This is a genomic window from Prosthecobacter gellanilyticus, assembly GCF_007992435.1.
Lineage (GTDB): Bacteria > Verrucomicrobiota > Verrucomicrobiia > Verrucomicrobiales > Verrucomicrobiaceae > Prosthecobacter > Prosthecobacter gellanilyticus.
The window spans coordinates 110,782-127,085 of sequence record NZ_BKAG01000017.1; the positions used below are offsets into that span (position 1 = coordinate 110,782).

Below are 16,304 nucleotides of genomic sequence, written 5' to 3' on the forward strand. Positions count from 1 at the left end.
GCCACCGCCCACCCCGCCATGATGCACGTTTTCTCCATCCGCCCCACCTCATGCGCGCCCCAGCCATCCTCGCCACTGCTGACGAAGCCATCGCCGCCATCCCCAGTGGATCGACGGTCGCCGTGGGCGGTTTCGTGGGCGCGGGCCATCCGGAGATGCTCACCTCTGCCCTGGAGCGCCGCTTTTTGCAAACCGGCACGCCGAATGACCTCACCCTCTACTACTGCGCCGGCCAGGGCGACCGCTGCGAGCGCGGCCTGAACCACCTCGCCTACGCCGGCCTGGTGAAACGCGTGATCGGCGGCCACTGGAACCTCGCGCCGAAGCTCGGCACCCTGGCGCTCGCGAACGAGATCGAGGCCTACAATCTGCCCCAGGGCGTGCTCAGCGTGCTGCTGCGGGAGATCGCCGCCAAACGCCCCGGCCTGTTCACCCAGGTCGGTCTGAACACTTTCATTGATCCCGCGCAAACCGGCGGCCGCATGAATGCGCGCACCACCGAACCACTCGTGGAGCGCGTGGAGATCGATGGCCAGACCTGGCTGCGCTACAAATCCGTGCCCGTCCATGTCGGCCTCATCCGCGCCACCCATGCCGATGCGCGCGGAAATCTCAGCATGGAGTGTGAGGGCCTGATCAGCGAGGTGCTGCCCATCGCCCAGGCCGCAAAGAACCACGACGGCATCGTCATCGCCCAGGTGGAGAGCGTGGTGGACGTCCTCCCCGACCCCAAGGCCGTGCGCGTGCCCGGCATCCTGGTGGACTACATCGTCACCAGCGGCGGCCTGCAACATGACCAGACTTTTGGCGAGGTCTTCAATGAGGAGTTCGTCGTCTCGAGCAACCTGACCTTTGAACTTCCCGCCATGGCAGAGTCCGAGCGCAAGGTCATCGGCACCCGCGCTTTAAAAGAGATCCGCGAGGGGGACATCGTGAACCTCGGCATCGGCCTACCTGAAAGTGTGGCAATGGTCGCGGCGGAGACCGGCCGGCTGCACGAGTTCACCCTTACCGTGGAAAGCGGCCCCACCGGCGGCGTGCCAGCCTCCGGCCTCAGCTTTGGCTGCAGCCACTTCCCCGAAGCAGTCATTGATCAGCCCGCGCAGTTTGATTTCTATGATGGCGGCGGTCTCGATATCGGCGTGCTCGGCGCGGTGGAGGTGGATGCCCAGGGCAGTGTGAACGTCACCAGCTTCGCCGGCCGTTTCGCCGGTGTCGGCGGCTTCGTGAACATCGCCCACAGCGCGCGCCGCCTCATCTTCTGCTGCACCTTCCTCGCCAAAGGTCAGCCCAAGTTCGTGCGCGAGATCCAGCACGTCTGCTTCCACGGTCCCACCGCCGTCTCACGCGGTCAGCAGGTCCTCTACGTCACCGAGCGCGCCGTCTTTGAGCTCGCCTCCACCGGCCTCCGCCTCATCGAAGTCATGCCCGGCTTCGACGTGCAAAAAGACGTTCTCGATCAAATGCAGTTCGCTCCCCAAGTCGCCCTGCGCCCCTCTTCCCTCTCATGAATCCTGTCCACATCATCCACGCCCAACGCTCCCCCATCGGCCGCTTCGGAGGCGGGTTGAAAGAGGTCTCCGCCGCCGACCTCGGCCTCGCCATCGCCGAGGCCGTGACACCTAACGAATTACGCAACCACATTGATCAAGTGATCCTCGGCCAGGTGCTCCAGGCAGGCAGCGGCATGAATGTGGCGCGTCAGGTCGGCTTAAAGCTCGGGCTGCCTCAGCAAGTCCCCGCTTACACCGTCAACATCGCCTGCGGTTCATCTCTCAAAGCCGCCGCCCTCGGTGCTGATGCCATCCGCAGTGGCGAGAGCCATCTCATCCTCGCCGGTGGTGTGGAAAACATGAGCCGCGCTCCGCATTACGTCATGGATGCACGCTTCGGTAAAAAGCTCGGAGATCTCTCCATGCAGGACGCCATGTTTGTCGATGGCCTCAGTGATCCCCTGCTGAAAATCGGCATGGGCGAAACCGCCGAACGCATCGCCGACAAGCACAAGATCACCCGTCAGGAGCAGGACGCTTTCGCCGCCGAAAGCCAGGCCCGCGTCGCCGCCAGTCGCGATGCCTTCGCCCGCGAGATCATCCCCATCGGCCAGGTCACCGCCGATGAACATCCACGTGCCGACACCACCGTCGACTCCCTCGCCAAACTCAAACCCGCCTTCCGCAAAGACGGCACCGTCACCCCGGGCAATGCCTCCGGCATCAACGATGGTGCCGCCATGGTCCTGCTCGCCAGTGATGAAGCTGTCAAACAACACGGCCTCACCTCACGCGCCCGCATCATCGCCACCGCCGTGGTCGGTTGTGATCCCGCCGTCATGGGTCTCGGCCCCGTCGGAGCCATCCAAAAGCTCATCCAGCTCACCGGTTGGAAGCTGGACGAGGTCGATGCCATCGAGATCAACGAAGCCTTCGCCGTCCAAGTCCTCGGCTGCGCCCGCGAGCTGGACCTCGACCTTGCGAAGCTCAACCAGCGCGGCGGCGCCATCGCCCTCGGCCACCCCATCGGCGCCAGCGGCGCCCGCGTCCTCGTCACCCTCCTGCACCTCATGGAAGACAAAGGTTACCGCCGCGGCATCGCCAGCCTCTGCATCGGCGGAGGCATGGGCATCGCCATGGCCGTCGAACGGTCATGAGCCAAGGCGACCTCGTCGCTTATCGCCTCAGCACAAACTCCTTCGCATTCACCAGGGACCAGGTGATGTCCTCCAGCGTGCCGCGTTTGTCTTGAGAAGAGGTGAGCAGAGACTCCATCACCTTCGCTTCATCCGCCGTCGGTGCACGAGTCAGCAGCGACCAGTAAAGATCACGTACGATCTGCGCAGGGTTCTCGATCTTGGCCAGGTGCTGCAGACGGTTGTATTTGTCACGAATCACACGTCCCACCACCGGCCCGCTCATGAACTGGAAAATCTGGCCGATCGTGGTGTCATTCGCACGCTCACACTCGCAGCTCAGCTCACGCTTGGGCTTGCCGAACTGAATGAGAAAAGCCTCGGGCGACATCGGATCAGGACTGCCTCGCCCACCTTTCGGGCCTGCCATCTGACCGGCGCGGGTGCCTGGTTCAGCACCATCAAAAGAAGGTCGCACCCACATGGCGTTGTGCAGTGAATCAAAGAGCTGCTCGGCGGTCAGGCGACGTGGCAGCGCATGGGAGTAGTTCGCCTCATCCGCCGCATTGGTGGCGTTCGGTGCGCTGTCGAGCTGATAGGTGCGGCTCAGCATGATGGTGCGGACGAGATGCTTCAGATTGAAGCCGCTGCGCACAAAGTCCTCGGTCAGCTCATCCAGCAGTCGCGGATGGCTCGCCGGATTGGTGAGGCGGAAGTCATCCACCGGATCCACAAGCCCTTTGCCCATGAGATGATACCACACACGGTTGACCTGGGCCTTGGCAAAGAGCGGATTGGCGGGGCTCGTGAGCCAGGCAGCGGCGGCCTGCAACTCATCCTGCTTGTCCGCGAGCTTTGGCATGTCCGCACCGAGGAAACGCGGCCGCGCCTGATCCCCTGTGCGCGGGTTTTGCACATTCAGTTTCGGATTGAGAAACACCACCTGCTCGCCCTTGAACTCATGCTTGTCGTTCTTGTCACGTCGTTTGTTATCCAGGATCTTGTAGTCCACCTGGCTGAAGATCGCGGACCAGCTGTAGTAGTCATCCTGCGTCCAGCGGTCGAAGGGATGGTTGTGGCACTCCGCGCATTGCAGCCGCGTGCCCAGGAAGACCTGCGCCGCCGCCACGGCACGGGCCTGCGGCGTGCGGTTGGCACGGTAAAAGTTCGACGCAGGCTCATGATAGGTGCTCCCACGTGAGGAGATCATCTCGCTGACGAACTCGTTCATTGGCCTGTTGCGGGCGATGGCATCGCGAATCCAGCCATGGAAGGCTTTCATGCCTTGTTCATCCAGCGTGCGACCTTCCACCTTCAGCACATCCGACCATTTCAGCGCCCAGAAATCCGCGAACTCCTGCCGCACAAGCAGCCGGTCGATCAAACGAGCCCTCTTGTCCGGAGTCTTGTCCGCCACAAACGTCATCGCCTCATCCACCTTCGGCACGATGCCCAGCAGATCCAGATACGCACGACGCATAAAAACCTCATCACCGCAGTCATCGCTCGGGTTGATGCGCAGCGTCTTCAGCTTCGAGAAGATGTGCGCATCCACATAGTTGTATCGGCGCGGCGCGGTCCAGACGAACTGCGGAGAGCTGCGCACAAAGGTCAGGCGCACCGGCACGTTGTGCTGCAGATAGCGCACCAGCACACCCGGCTCGCCGAACTGCAAGCGTTTCACCAAGCCATTCCGTGAGACCTCGATCAGACCGTTCTGCAGTGGCTCATAAACCACGCGTTCCGTGACATCACGCTGCGTGCCATCACTCATCGTGATCACAGCCTTGAGCTGCACCTCGCTCTGCGGTTCATCGATGATCTGCTCACGCGGTGTGACCTCGAGCTTCGTCACGCGCAGATCCTTCTCGCTCGCGCGCGGCATGCCGGCGGCGATCCAGTCCCGCAGCACCTGATATTCCCAGCCTTTCGGATCCAGCTTCTTGCCACCTTCATGCGACAGCTGGTTCGTGCCCTTCGCAAGGATCAGGCTCTGCTCTGGTGAAAAAGCATTCACGCGCCGACCCGAGACATCCCGCGTCAGCGCCGCGAAATCATACTCGATGTCCTGCCCGCGCAGCGAGAGCTTGAAGCCTCCCTTGCCCGTCGCATTGCCATGACAGGTGCCCAGGTTGCACCCCGCCTTCGACATCGCCGCCATGACGTCATTGCGAAACGACGGCCCCTCCGCGCTGCTGAGCAGCGGAGTGACGGCGGCGGCAAAAAAGAGCCATGGCAGTCTTCGTGACATGTGTCACAGACTGCAACGCCGCCCGCAGCCCCGTTTTTACGCGGCTGCGGCTTCCAGGGTCTTCTTCTTGTCGCCAGGCAGCTGAAACACCGCCGCTTCCAGCGCACTCTTGAGCTGGTCGAGCTCCTCCTTGTCGCGGATTTTGTCGCCTCCAGCGGTCTGGATGTAGATGGCATCGATAGCGACGCCCTTCTCCGTGCTGATTCGCGCATGGGTCACGCTGAGGTCCAGTTTGCCGATGGCCATGAAGAGATCGTACAGGAGGCCGAGGCGGTCCACCACCTGCAGTTCCGCCACGGTCTGGGAAGGCGAGACCTCGTTGTTGATGAAGACACGCTGCGGGATCTCATCCATGACCTCGTCAAAGCCCGGAGCGGCCTTGCGGCTGGCGGCGATGGCAGGGGCGAAATCAAACTTCTGCTCCAGGAAGGCCGCGCGCACGGCCTGCTCCACTCGCAGCTTCGCGCTCTTGTTCGTGACCGCGGCGAAGTTGGTGTTGCACACGCGGAAGATGTCCAGGACGAGGTTGTCACCGCGCTGGTAGAGGTCGGCACTGAGAATGTTGATGCTCTGCGCGGCGAGCGCACCGGAGATGCGCGCCAGCAGCAGATGGCGGTCCCAGCAGGTGACGATGAGGTCGCTGTAGCCCTGCTCGGGATGATCCTCCCAGGTCATGACCGGCATCAGGCCCGCGTCAGGATCCTCCTTCGTGAGCTGCACGAAGAACTGGCGGAACTGCCGGATGTGCGCGGCGATCTGCGCGGGGTCGCGGTAGTTGAAGTAACTGCGCGGCATGTGCTGGAAGTGCGCGCTGATCTCCAGGTTGTAGCCATCCTCCAGCTCCTTCACCACGGAGGCGCGGACTTCGTCCAAGGGCACCGCCACGCGGCGCATGAAGTCCGCCGGCGCATCGAGGTAAGCCAGCGTGTTGTGATAAAGCTGCAGGATGGAGGCCTCCTTGTAGCCGGACCAGCTTGCCTCGCTCGTCCCCTTCGAGTCGGCGTAGGTCATCACCAGAAGTGTGTCGAGATACTCCTTGGTCTTCACCATGGCCGCCATCTCACCGATCACCTGCGGATCATCGAGGTTCGCCGTGGTGGCGGTGCGGTACATCAGCAGATGGTTGTCCACCAGGAAGAGCAGCAGCTTGCGGCGCTCGCCCTTGATGAGCAGCCGGCGGGCCACAGCATCCGCCATCACCGTGCTTTCTGCATCGTGCGCCTTCGCATTCGCTGCGCGGCCGGCATCATGCAGGAGCAGCGCCAGATACAGGATCTCGGGCTGCTGCAGATCGTGGAAGAGCTTTTGGTAAAGTGGCCGTGCCTGCACATGCGCATCACTCAGCTCATCCAGCTTGTCGATGGTGCGCAGTGTGTGCTCATCCGCCGTGTAGCGGTGGAAGAACTCATGCTGCACCAGGCAGGTCAGCGCGCCAAACTCCGGCATGTAGCGGCCGAGAAAACCCACCCGGTGCATCTGCCGCAGCACGCGGGCCACGTCACCCTTGTTGCCCAGGATGGCCAGGAAGGTCTCGCGCACGCTTTTGTTATACCGGTAGCTGACGTTCACGAGACGGAAGCTCACCTGCATGAGCTGGAAGAGCTCCGGGCTCATGCGCAGGTGCCGCTGCTGCGTGTGCAGGAAGGTGCGCATGAGGCGCGTCGGGTCCTCCTTGTAGATGCCAGGCTCCTCCGGGAAGAGGCGCTCTGCCTTCTCCACAAAGCCGTCAAACTTCTCCGGGCGCTTCTGCGCGGCCTTGCGCCGCACCATGAAGCTGAGCAGCCCTTTGCGGGTGTCCTGATCAGCCATCGCCGCGAGGTTCAGGCTGTCCATGACCTCGCTGCTGCGCTGCAGAATGTCACGCGTGGACGTGTAGTAGTCACGCATGAAGGCCTCGATGCGGCGCAGGATCTTCTTGTGACGGTAGCTGAGGTTCGTGGCCACCACCCCTTGGAGGCGCAGTGTCAGCACATCGCTGGCGCGGCGTTCGCTGTAGTGCATCTCATTGCGCACACGCAGGATGAAGTCATACGCCTGGGCAAGCTCGCGCCAGGCCAGCGGAGACATGTGCCCCTTCTGCACAAGATCCTTCGGGTTCAGCGTGCCGGCCTTCACATAGGTCATCCAGATCAGGTTCTGGTAATCACGCAGACCTCCGCAACCATTCTTGATGTTAGGCTCCTGCACGCAGTGCGTGCCGCCGTGCTTCAAATGGCGGCTGGTGAGGTCGTTCTGCCGTTGCTTGAGAAACTCCGCTTCCTTCCCGACGAGACATTCCTTGTCAAAACGGGAGCGGAACTCGTCAAAGCCCTTGGGATCACCGCACAGGAGGCGCGCCTCCATGAGCGCGGTCTTGGTCAGCATGTCCTCGTTCGCCAGCTCGATGCAGCCGCCCGCAGAGCGCGTGCCCAGGCCGACCTTGAACTTCAGGTCGTAAAAGTACAGCAGATAGTCGGCGATGAACTTGGCGATCTCAGGAGGCACCTGCGCGCTGTTTCCCGGCAGGATGAAGGTCAGGTCCAGATCACTGTGCGGGCTCATGACACGCCGCCCGTAGCCGCCATGGGCGACCACACTCACGCGCATCTTGCCCTGCTTCTCCGCAGGCAGCGTGGCCAGGCTCTCTTTCCAGAGCTGGTTCACCAGGCAGTCCATGACGTCTGAGCGCATGCGGCAGATCTCCACACCGCCCATCCCGGCGCGGTGTCGCTGCTTGATGCGCTGCTCCTTGAGCTTCAGAAACTGCTTCGCCAGCTTCAGCGTCTCGCTGCGGCTGCGCGGCAGGTCGCTGTCATCGCCAAAGATCTTCTTCCGGACGGATTCCAGGTGCTTTTGATACTCGCGCTCGGTCATGCGGGATGGGCTGCTCGTGTTCGCGGATCAGATCAAAAGGAGATGAGGGAGTGGACAGGGCCGCCACCCGGGAGCTTGCCCCGGCCTTCCAGGAAGCCGAGCTCGATGAAAAAGGTGGAACCCAGCAGCGTGGCACCGGAATCCAGGATGAGCTTCAGGGCCGCGCCTGCCGTGCCACCCGTGGCCAGCAGATCGTCTGCCAGCAGCACCCGGTCACCCGGAGCCAGGGCATCCTGATGGATCTCCACGCTGTTCGTGCCGTACTCCAGGCTGTAGTCCACACCGTGGGTCTTCCACGGCAGCTTGCCCTTTTTCCGCACAGGGATGAACCCGGCCCCCAGCTTCTGGGCGATCATGGCGCCAAAGATGAAGCCGCGGGCATCAATGCCGACCACCTTGTCGATCTGCTGCCCGGCAAAGGGGGCGATCATGCCATCGATGGCGGCCTGCATGAGCTTCGGATCCGCCAGCACAGGGGTGATGTCTTTGAAAAGGATGCCCGGTTTCGGGAAGTCAGGCACATCACGGATGGCCTTGCGGAGCTGGTCGGGAGAGTCTGAAAACATGGCGCGGCAGTCTGGGGGACTGCCGCGCCGATGCAAGAGGGGAGATGGATGGTTTTCAGGTCCGGATTCCCGGCTCAACGCCCGAAGGAGAAGTGAAAGCTCGCACCGCTGTGAGGAGGGCAGATCGGCACGGAAGGCCGGTAGTTCTGGTAGCCGCCGAAATGACCGGGATGGACATGCGGAGGGCAGTAGCTCGAGCGGGGATTGCACTGGTCGCAGCCGCAGGCCTCGCGCTGGGTGACCCAATGCCCGACGGGATTGCCACAGCGGTCATACCCGCAGACCACGTAGCTGGCGTAGATTGGACGTCCGCAAGGACGATAGCTGACGATGCGGGTGTTGCCGCCTGAGCAGTGATCCCAGGCCTGGGTTTCAGCGGGAACAGCGAAGCCGATGGCAGCAGCGGCGGCGATGAGAGCGAGGATCTTTTTCATGGGGAAGGATGAACAGTGTGTTCAGCTTCCTCTGACGGGCCGTCGTAAATCCTATTCAGGTCCGTTGAAAAATATTTTCCGGCGCTGGTCTTCCATGAGCCTTTTTAACCACTGATAGGCACTAATGGACACTTATCTTCCCAAGCCCTCTGTGGCTTTGCCATTAGTGTAAATCAGTGCCTATCAGTGGTTAAAAATGTTTCACTAATCGTTAGACCGCCGTGAGCAACGGCTGGCCGCTGAAGTGGGCCGCGAGGTTGTCGACCACAAGCTGCGCCATCGCGCGCCGGGTCTCATGCGTGGCGCTGCCGATGTGCGGGAAGACCACGGTATTTTCACACGCAAGCAGCTCCGCAGGCACATGAGGTTCGTTTTCAAACACATCCAGTCCTGCCCCGCGGATGATGTTATTCTGCAGCGCATGGATCAGCGCAGCTTCATCGATCACGGAACCGCGGGAGATATTGATCACCGTCCCCTTGGTTCCGAGAGCCGCCAGCACTTCTGCATTGATGAGATGCTTGGTGTTAGGCCCACCTGGGCAGGCAGCGATGAGGAAATCGGAAGCCTGCGCGAGCTCGATCAAACTGCCACAGTATTGAAACGGCACGTCCTGTGGCTGCCGACCATGATAGGCGATCTTCATCCCATGTGCCGCGAGCCGTTGCGCGATGGCCTTGCCAATGCGGCCGAGGCCGAGGATGCCAGCCGTCTTGCCGCGCAGGGCATGCGCCAGCGGGAAGACATTGCCCGGCCAGGTGCCGGCACGAGTAAAGCGCTCCGCCTTGCCTAACGAACGGCTCGTCATCAAGACAAGTGCCGAGGCAATGTCCGCCACGTCATCCGTGAGCACATCCGGTGTGTTCGTCACATGGATCCCGCGTGCACGGCAGGGAGCGAGAGGCACGCCATCATAGCCCACACCAAAGACGCTGATGATCTCCAGCTTGGGAAGAGAGGCGATGAGCTCTTCCTTCATCGTATAGCCACCAGGAACAACGATGCCGCGAACCTCATCTTCGGGCTGCGAGACGCAGGTGTAGGCAGCGGCGAGAGGATCGCGGAGGAAGTCGGGAAGCGGGACGGGAAGGAGAACGGTGGGCATGAGGGGAAGATGAAACGCAAGATCAGGGCACAGGCTTCACGCGTTTCCGATGCTTTCGCACCATGCCCATCTGCTTGAGCTTCCGCTGCAGGCTGCGGCGGCTCATGTTGAGGAGCTCGGCGGCCTCGCTGCGGTTGTTGCCCGCTCGTTCCAGGGCTTCCATGATGAGCTGCTTCTCCATCTCATGGATGTCGAGAGGCGCTTTCTCCGGCTCGGGTTCGCTATGAGCTGGCTTGGGCTTTTCTCCAGAGGTCGCAGGCACACGCCAGCCGAGACCACCGGGGCGCATGAGATAGGCAGGCAGATGCTTCGCCATGATGCGGCTGGTATTGCTCATCACCACCCCGTGCTCGATGGCCGCGCGCAGCTCGCGCACATTGCCAGGCCAGTCGTAGTTCATCAGCACGGGCAGCGCATCTTCACCCAGCGGCTTGTAGCTCTTGCCATTCGCGGTGGAGAGATCCTTGAGGAAATGATCCGCCAGCACGGGGATGTCGCCTTTGCGCGTGCGCAGCGGTGGCATGTGGATGGTGACCACGCGTAAGCGCCAGTAGAGGTCTTCGCGGAACTTTCCTTCCTCCACCATCTTCGCCAGGTCCTTGTTCGTCGCGGCGATCACACGCACATCCACCTTGATGGGCTTGGCACCACCGACTCGTTCGATCGTTTGTTCGCCGAGTGCGCGCAGCAGCTTCACCTGCGTGTTCGCATCGATCTCGCCGATCTCATCCAGGAAAAGCGTGCCACCGTCCGCGAGCTCAAAGCGTCCGATGCGCCGGTCCTGCGCTCCGGTGAAAGCGCCCTTCTCATGACCGAAGAGCTCGCTCTCCAAAATCTGCGGTGAAAGCGCCGCGCAGTGCACGGTGATGAGCTTGGCCTTGGGCCGGCCGCTGAGGTTGTGCACGGCCCGCGCCACCAACTCCTTGCCGGTGCCGCTCTCACCTTCAATCAACACCGTCGCGCGTGTGGGCGCCACCTGCTGAATGGTTTCCAAGATCGGCTTCAGCGCATCTGCCTGGCCGAGGATGCCCTCGATGCTGAACTTCTGCTCCACCTGCTGCTTCAGCGCCTTGTTCTCCTGCTCCAGATGACGGCTGCGAAGAGCGCGTTTCACCAGCAGTTCTACTTCATCCAGATTCAGCGGCTTGGTGACAAAGTGATAGGCCCCGCGGCGCATCGCCTCCACGGCCGTGTCCACACTGCCATAGGCCGTCATCATGATGCACACCGGCGGTTTCGGCAGAGACAGCGCCTGCTCCAGCAGCTTCATGCCATCATCCTCGCCCAGTCGGAGATCGGTCAGCATGACATCCACCGGATCATTCTTCAAAAACTCCAGCGCCTCCGCCGCGTTTGAGGCCACATAGCAGTCAAAATCATCCTCCAACGAAAGCCGCAACCCATCACGGGTATGCTTTTCGTCATCGACGATGAGGACAGTGGCGGAGTCAGTCATGGATCAAAGCTCTGGCAGGCGACGGATACGAAGGCTGGCACGATTAGTCACGGTCTTTTGGCATAAGTCTGCGCAGCGTCGAGGCTTTCAGGGGTTAGTCGTGGATAGGAAGCCAGAATCTCCTCTTCGGGTTGTCCAGCGGACAAGTCTTCGAGAATAGCCTCCACCGTGATGCGTGTTCCTGCAATACAGGGCTTGCCCAGCATAATCTGGGGATCCACTTGAATGAAGGGTTGGTCGTCCATGAAACGGAACTAACTCTCGACGGCTTGCTTGTCACTCTCCGCCTTCAGCTTCAGCCGGGGCAATAGGGCTTCCTTCAAAAAGCCCAGAGAACGCTCGACGCCAAGCGCCAGCAACCACCCCCAGAGCATGCCCGCGCCAAGCCCTGCCAGCGCACCCAGGATGGCGGAGGGCAGGGTGGCTGAGTCTGGCCAGATCATCGGTGCGATGAACCCTCCGATGCCTGCTCCAGCCAGCATCATAAAGCCCCCGTGCATCCACATGCTAAAGATGCGCCAGCCGACCTGCGGTTTGCGTGTGGCGGCCAGTCCAAACAGCGATGTCACCACGCCGCCCGCGCCAAACATGGCCGCGAGGCCGGCTAGGATGGCCAGCCCGAGAGCAATGCCCAGACCGATAAGAAGACAGAAAAGGACGACGAAAAACAGCATCATGACCCACACGACGAGATTACCCATGAGCCCCCAAGGCGCATCCTCAATGTAGTCATCAGGAGTGTCCGTCTGACCGAAAGCATGCATGGTCAGCACCATCATCGCCCAACCAAAAATGATCCAAAATCGGCTGGACCTCATAAGCTTCATTCGCTTTTGATTTCCCCCTCCCCCAGCAGCCGCACCTTTCTCTCCACCAACGGCAGCCAGAGACTGACTCGCGTGCCAAGGCCGACGCGGGATTCGATGTCGATCTCCCCGCCGTGCTCGCGGATGATGCGGCGGACGATCAGCAGACCCAGTCCTGTGCCAGTGGGTCGGGTGGTGGAGAAGGGCTGGAAGAGCTTCCCCATCTGCTCGGCGGAGATGCCCTTGCCAGTGTCATCAAAGCTCAACCGCACCTCGAAATCCGTGTAGCTGCCACTGATGGTCAGCGTGCCGCCCTTGGGCATGGCCTGGCAGGCATTGCGGATGAGGTTGTACATCGCCTGCTTCATCTGGTCCGGATCCAGCGGCATCGCGGGCATGTCAGAGCGCAGATCGAGCTTCACCTTGATCTTGTGCTGGTCGAGCTCAGGCTTCAGGAAGCGCACGCTCTCCTGCACAAGCTCGGAGATCTGGCCGCGCTGGAGTTGCGGCTTCGTCGGGCGGATGGCAGCCAGGAACTGGCTGATGATGGTGTCCATCCGCTTGATCTCACCGGTGGCAATGTCCAGGTGCTCGCGCAGCGCATCACCGGGCTTGCCCAGCTTTTTCAAACGACGCTCCAGGAGCTGGAGGTGGATGGTCAGAGAGTTCAGCGGATTCCCCAGCTCATGCGCCACTCCGGCTGCCAGGAGGGTGAAGGCATTCAGGCGCTCGCTTTCGATCTGCTGCTCCGTGCGCTTGCGGCTCTCGGTGACGTCACGGATCAGCATCACAAAGCCCAGCGGCTGCTCGTCATCGATGCTGGTGATGTAGAAATTGAGATATCGGTTCTCCGGGTAAAAGACCTCCAGATCTCGACTCACCACGGTGCCGGGGATGAGCAGCTCATTCCAGTCCAGGCCGCGCATGCCCTGGGTCAGCTTCTGCCCTTTGATCTGCTCCGCCTGCAGGCCGAAAAACGTGCACGCCGCCTGGTTCACGTAGGTCACCGCCCCTTCGGGATCCAGCAGGATCACCCCCTCCTGCAGGGTCTGGAAGACTTTTTCCAGGAAGCCCTTCTCCTTCATCAACTCCAGGACCACGCTCTGCACCTCCCCGGGCTCCAGACGGTCCATGCGTTTCAGCAGTTTGTCGATGAAGGCGGATCTCATGCGGTGGCAGGGTGCAGTCGATTCAGCCGCAAGGGCCGTCCTGTGTCAATCTGGCACGCGCACAAGGAGGTGTGAGAGCCACTTTCACCGCTTATTCCCAGGAAAGAGCCAGCTAGGCAAAAAGGCAGGAAGCATTGGACAGAGGGGGTGGTGGATGGCATTTTACTCACTCCCTTTTTTGGCTTAGCCCCCGTCCCCTGTTGATTGAGATGCTCATGCACGATCTGTTCCTTCGTCTCACCGCCCTCGTCCTTCTCGGCACGCTCGCCTCATGTGTGAGCCCGGCCCCCCGTGGCGAAACCCAATACCTGGAGGCCTTCGGCGCCGGCGCGGTCCCTCACTCGGCCCTCTATAACCAGGACCTCGTCTCCTACTGGGACGGCGATGGCATGGCCGGCGCCCCAAGCATCGTCATCGATATCAGCGACCAGAAGGCCTATTTCTACAAAGGCGGCTCGCTGGCCGGTGTCTCCGCCCTCTCGACCGGCGATGAGAAGCACGGCACCATCCAGGGGAACTTCAAGGTCATCCAGAAGGACCAGTGGCATAAATCCAACCTCTACGGCGACTTCGTGGACGGCGCGGGCAATGTGGTGGTGGCGAACATCGACATCACCAAGGACAAAGCCCCTCCAGGCACACGCTTTGAAGGCTCGAAGATGCATCACTTCATGCGTTTCAGCGGCGGCACTGGCATGCACGAGGGTTTCCTGCCCGGCTATCCGGCCAGCCACGGCTGCGTCCGCATGCCCGGCCACATGGCCGCCATCTTCTTTAACAACGTCTCCGCTGGCACACCCGTCACGGTGCGTCCTTGAGTCGAGTGTGAGTGATCCAATCCAGCCTTCTCCCGAGTCTGTGTCATGAATGCGAACGCGCCGTTGCCTTTGGAAGTCAGTGTCGATGATGTGAGCTACCTGCTCGGCAGGCCTGGTGAAAGCCCGCGCATGATCGACTGTCGCGAGCAGGATGAGTGGCAGGTCTGCCGCATCGAAGGCGCGGAGCTCGTGCCGCTCTCCCAGTTCGGTGAGCTGGCTCCTCAGCGCTTCTTTGATCTGAACCAGCACATCGTCATCTACTGCCATCACGGCATGAGAAGCCAGCGCGCCGCCAACTGGCTGCGCCAGAACGGCTTCGGCAAAGTACAGTCCATGCGCGGCGGCATCGATGCCTGGTCCGAGATGGTGGATCAGAACGTGCCACGGTATTGAAAGGTGGATGAGTGTGTCGCAGGCCGCCCGTCCCCACTGAAAATTGAGAACTGAAAACTGAAAAGTTTAAATTGGGCTGACGCAAATTCGCCACCCGCGCCGCGAACAACGGCTTCTTCAATTTCCAATTTTCAGTTCTCAATTTTCAGTTTTCAGTCGCAGTAGATCCTTCCCGCCAAAGCGTCCCTTCCCTCGTCACGGGCCCGCCCTACGCCACCGCCAGCACTTCCTTCACAGCCCGCAAAGCAGATTCCAGCGCGCCCTGCATCCAGGTGTGATTTAGCGAGGCATGCTCGCCTGCGAAGTGGATGCGACCTTCAGGTTCTAACAAATGACGGTACAGCGTGCTGTGCTGCCCTGCATTGAACCAGGCAAAGGCGCCACCTGCCCAGGCATGCCGGTCCCAGCTCCAGCCAATCGTGCGCTGCACCATGTCCGGCTCGGCGAGCTGTGGATGCACCTTGCTCAGATGCGTGAGCACCACCTCACGCTGCAGCGCAGGCTCCAGCATGCCGAGCCGACGTGCATGCTGCCCCCAGGAATAGGAGGCCAGGAAGATGGACTGCCTCGCCGAAACCGCTGGATCACGGGCCTGGGCATTGTCCGCCGGATAGTAGGTCGAAGTCGTTGGCAGATCGGTGAAAGTGCCGCCCCCGTAGATGCCATCATCCATCTCCCAGAAGCGGCGCTTCGTCACGGCGAGCACCTTGGTGGAAGAGTCATACACAAGCTGGCGGATGCTGCGCTTCTTCTCGCCGGAGAACCCAGGCGTCTCGATCCGGCCTAACACTGGGCATGGCAAAGTGCAGATCAGGAAGTCTCCTTCTTCACGTTCTTCCGCACCTTGGTTCGCGCGATTGCGGAAGACAGCAGCCGCGTGCTTGCCATCCGCGCTTTGCTCCAGGCGGATGATCTCACACCCGGTGCGCGGCTTCGTTTTGAGCTTGTCCACAAAGGCCGTGGCAAAGCGGTCCGTGCCCCCCACGATCTCATCAAAGCTAAGGTTCCACACATTCGTCATCTCCTCGCGCAGATGCTCCGTGGCACCGCTGTCCAGCAGTGCTTCCTGCCCCCAGATGACCGAGGCGTATTCCATCATCTCCTCAGAGTAGCCATCCGCTTCCAGCAGTTGCCTCAAGGTCATTTTCTCCAAGGCCTGACTGGCTGGAGTGGCCGGAGTGATGGCCAGCAGATCTTTTTGTTCGGCCTCCGAGAGTTTCTTCAGCCACCCCTCCACAGACATGCGCCACATGTCGCCAGGAGACAGCGCCTTCTCATTTTCGCGCAGCTTGAAGTGCTGCTTCAGCGAATCCACATCCGCCATGCGCGCCTTGTGCCCGCGCAGGTAGCACCAGGCGTTTTTGTTCGTGTAAACAAAAGGCTGCAGCGCCACGCCGAGCTCCTTCAGGTAATGTCGCGTGACTTGATGCGATTCCGGCACACGCATCGCGCCAGCCTCACCATGAAGACCATCAGGCAGTCGCAGTGTGCGCACACGTCCGCCGATATGACTGCCATCGGCCTCCAGGATCACGCATTGGTGCCCACGCTTCTCCAGCTCATAAGCGGCACAGAGTCCGGCCAGTCCAGCGCCCGCGATGATGATCTTCAGCGGCTTGGTGGCCTTGGTCGCCTCATCCACTTGAGCCATCAGATGACTCGCTGAGAGAGGTGCTGCCGAGGCGAGTGCCATCAGGCGGAGAAACTCACGGCGCGAGTTGGCCGGAGGAAACATCGCGGGTGCGGCATCAGCAGACAGAACGTGGGAGGCAGTCGGCATGGGTAGATTCTCTCACAGCGGCTTCCCATCACAATGAAACTTTT

14 protein-coding genes are annotated in these 16,304 nt (G+C 61.3%); 4 read left to right on the forward strand and 10 right to left on the reverse strand.

Going from position 1 to position 16,304, the window contains the following annotated elements; translation table 11 throughout:
* Nucleotides 1-50 precede the first annotated feature (50 nt).
* On the forward strand, nucleotides 51-1,511 hold the full coding sequence (locus BGE01nite_RS13485; RefSeq protein WP_146850999.1) for an acyl CoA:acetate/3-ketoacid CoA transferase: 1,461 nt from the start codon (nucleotides 51-53) through the stop codon (nucleotides 1,509-1,511).
* On the forward strand, nucleotides 1,508-2,650 hold the full coding sequence (locus tag BGE01nite_RS13490; RefSeq protein WP_146851000.1) for a thiolase family protein: 1,143 nt from the start codon (nucleotides 1,508-1,510) through the stop codon (nucleotides 2,648-2,650). Before BGE01nite_RS13485 ends, BGE01nite_RS13490 begins: the two co-directional genes overlap by 4 nt.
* 19 nt (nucleotides 2,651-2,669) lie before the next feature.
* Here the strand turns inward: BGE01nite_RS13490 and BGE01nite_RS13495 are convergent, their stop codons facing one another.
* The 9 genes from BGE01nite_RS13495 to BGE01nite_RS13535 all read right to left on the reverse strand — a co-directional run bounded on the left by BGE01nite_RS13495 (nucleotide 2,670) and on the right by BGE01nite_RS13535 (nucleotide 13,269).
* Complete coding sequence (locus BGE01nite_RS13495) at nucleotides 2,670-4,880, reverse strand: DUF1549 and DUF1553 domain-containing protein (RefSeq protein WP_146851001.1); 2,211 nt, start codon at nucleotides 4,878-4,880, stop codon at nucleotides 2,670-2,672.
* A gap of 36 nt (nucleotides 4,881-4,916) precedes the next feature.
* Complete coding sequence (glnD, locus tag BGE01nite_RS13500) at nucleotides 4,917-7,733, reverse strand: [protein-PII] uridylyltransferase (RefSeq protein ID WP_146851002.1); 2,817 nt, start codon at nucleotides 7,731-7,733, stop codon at nucleotides 4,917-4,919.
* A gap of 32 nt (nucleotides 7,734-7,765) precedes the next feature.
* Nucleotides 7,766-8,299 carry an adenine phosphoribosyltransferase gene (locus BGE01nite_RS13505; protein WP_146851003.1) on the reverse strand — a complete coding sequence of 178 codons (534 nt, stop codon included), beginning with the start codon at nucleotides 8,297-8,299 and terminating at the stop codon, nucleotides 7,766-7,768.
* Between the two features lie 74 nt (nucleotides 8,300-8,373).
* Nucleotides 8,374-8,733, reverse strand: a complete 360-nt coding sequence (locus tag BGE01nite_RS13510; protein ID WP_146851004.1) for a hypothetical protein — start codon at nucleotides 8,731-8,733, stop codon at nucleotides 8,374-8,376.
* A 211-nt stretch (nucleotides 8,734-8,944) separates the two neighbouring features.
* Nucleotides 8,945-9,838, reverse strand: a complete 894-nt coding sequence (locus BGE01nite_RS13515; RefSeq protein ID WP_146851005.1) for a 2-hydroxyacid dehydrogenase — start codon at nucleotides 9,836-9,838, stop codon at nucleotides 8,945-8,947.
* Between the two features lie 22 nt (nucleotides 9,839-9,860).
* A complete protein-coding gene (locus BGE01nite_RS13520; protein WP_146851006.1) occupies nucleotides 9,861-11,294 on the reverse strand; it encodes a sigma-54-dependent transcriptional regulator in 1,434 nt (477 codons plus the stop codon).
* Between the two features lie 47 nt (nucleotides 11,295-11,341).
* Nucleotides 11,342-11,539, reverse strand: a complete 198-nt coding sequence (locus tag BGE01nite_RS13525) for a DUF433 domain-containing protein (protein WP_146851007.1) — start codon at nucleotides 11,537-11,539, stop codon at nucleotides 11,342-11,344.
* Nucleotides 11,540-11,548: 9 nt separating this feature from the next.
* Nucleotides 11,549-12,112: a hypothetical protein gene (locus tag BGE01nite_RS13530; RefSeq protein ID WP_146851008.1), complete on the reverse strand. Its 564-nt coding sequence runs from the start codon at nucleotides 12,110-12,112 to the stop codon at nucleotides 11,549-11,551.
* A 5-nt stretch (nucleotides 12,113-12,117) separates the two neighbouring features.
* Nucleotides 12,118-13,269: a two-component system sensor histidine kinase NtrB gene (locus BGE01nite_RS13535; RefSeq protein ID WP_146851009.1), complete on the reverse strand. Its 1,152-nt coding sequence runs from the start codon at nucleotides 13,267-13,269 to the stop codon at nucleotides 12,118-12,120.
* A gap of 215 nt (nucleotides 13,270-13,484) precedes the next feature.
* On the opposite strand from BGE01nite_RS13535, the gene BGE01nite_RS13540 reads away from it, so the two are divergent.
* On the forward strand, nucleotides 13,485-14,087 hold the full coding sequence (locus BGE01nite_RS13540) for a L,D-transpeptidase family protein (RefSeq protein ID WP_218032982.1): 603 nt from the start codon (nucleotides 13,485-13,487) through the stop codon (nucleotides 14,085-14,087).
* A gap of 45 nt (nucleotides 14,088-14,132) precedes the next feature.
* Entirely contained in the window at nucleotides 14,133-14,480 is a 348-nt protein-coding gene (locus tag BGE01nite_RS13545) for a rhodanese-like domain-containing protein (protein ID WP_146851011.1), read from the forward strand.
* 208 nt (nucleotides 14,481-14,688) lie between these two features.
* Here the strand turns inward: BGE01nite_RS13545 and BGE01nite_RS13550 are convergent, their stop codons facing one another.
* Complete coding sequence (locus BGE01nite_RS13550) at nucleotides 14,689-16,260, reverse strand: flavin monoamine oxidase family protein (protein WP_146851012.1); 1,572 nt, start codon at nucleotides 16,258-16,260, stop codon at nucleotides 14,689-14,691.
* Between the last annotated feature and the right edge of the window lie 44 nt (nucleotides 16,261-16,304).

Excerpts from the sequence above, each read along its gene's own strand:
- BGE01nite_RS13485 (WP_146850999.1), top strand. The coding sequence starts at position 51 with ATGCGCGCCCCAGCCATCCTCGCCACTGCTGACGAAGCCATCGCCGCC.
- BGE01nite_RS13540 (WP_218032982.1), top strand. The coding sequence starts at position 13,485 with ATGCACGATCTGTTCCTTCGTCTCACCGCCCTCGTCCTTCTCGGCACG.
- BGE01nite_RS13490 (WP_146851000.1), top strand. The coding sequence starts at position 1,508 with ATGAATCCTGTCCACATCATCCACGCCCAACGCTCCCCCATCGGCCGC.
- BGE01nite_RS13495 (WP_146851001.1), bottom strand. The coding sequence starts at position 4,880 with ATGTCACGAAGACTGCCATGGCTCTTTTTTGCCGCCGCCGTCACTCCG.
- BGE01nite_RS13525 (WP_146851007.1), bottom strand. The coding sequence starts at position 11,539 with ATGGACGACCAACCCTTCATTCAAGTGGATCCCCAGATTATGCTGGGC.
- glnD (WP_146851002.1), bottom strand. The coding sequence starts at position 7,733 with ATGACCGAGCGCGAGTATCAAAAGCACCTGGAATCCGTCCGGAAGAAG.
- BGE01nite_RS13515 (WP_146851005.1), bottom strand. The coding sequence starts at position 9,838 with ATGCCCACCGTTCTCCTTCCCGTCCCGCTTCCCGACTTCCTCCGCGAT.
- BGE01nite_RS13520 (WP_146851006.1), bottom strand. The coding sequence starts at position 11,294 with ATGACTGACTCCGCCACTGTCCTCATCGTCGATGACGAAAAGCATACC.
- BGE01nite_RS13545 (WP_146851011.1), top strand. The coding sequence starts at position 14,133 with ATGAATGCGAACGCGCCGTTGCCTTTGGAAGTCAGTGTCGATGATGTG.
- BGE01nite_RS13550 (WP_146851012.1), bottom strand. The coding sequence starts at position 16,260 with ATGCCGACTGCCTCCCACGTTCTGTCTGCTGATGCCGCACCCGCGATG.
- BGE01nite_RS13535 (WP_146851009.1), bottom strand. The coding sequence starts at position 13,269 with ATGAGATCCGCCTTCATCGACAAACTGCTGAAACGCATGGACCGTCTG.
- BGE01nite_RS13510 (WP_146851004.1), bottom strand. The coding sequence starts at position 8,733 with ATGAAAAAGATCCTCGCTCTCATCGCCGCCGCTGCTGCCATCGGCTTC.
- BGE01nite_RS13505 (WP_146851003.1), bottom strand. The coding sequence starts at position 8,299 with ATGTTTTCAGACTCTCCCGACCAGCTCCGCAAGGCCATCCGTGATGTG.
- BGE01nite_RS13530 (WP_146851008.1), bottom strand. The coding sequence starts at position 12,112 with ATGAGGTCCAGCCGATTTTGGATCATTTTTGGTTGGGCGATGATGGTG.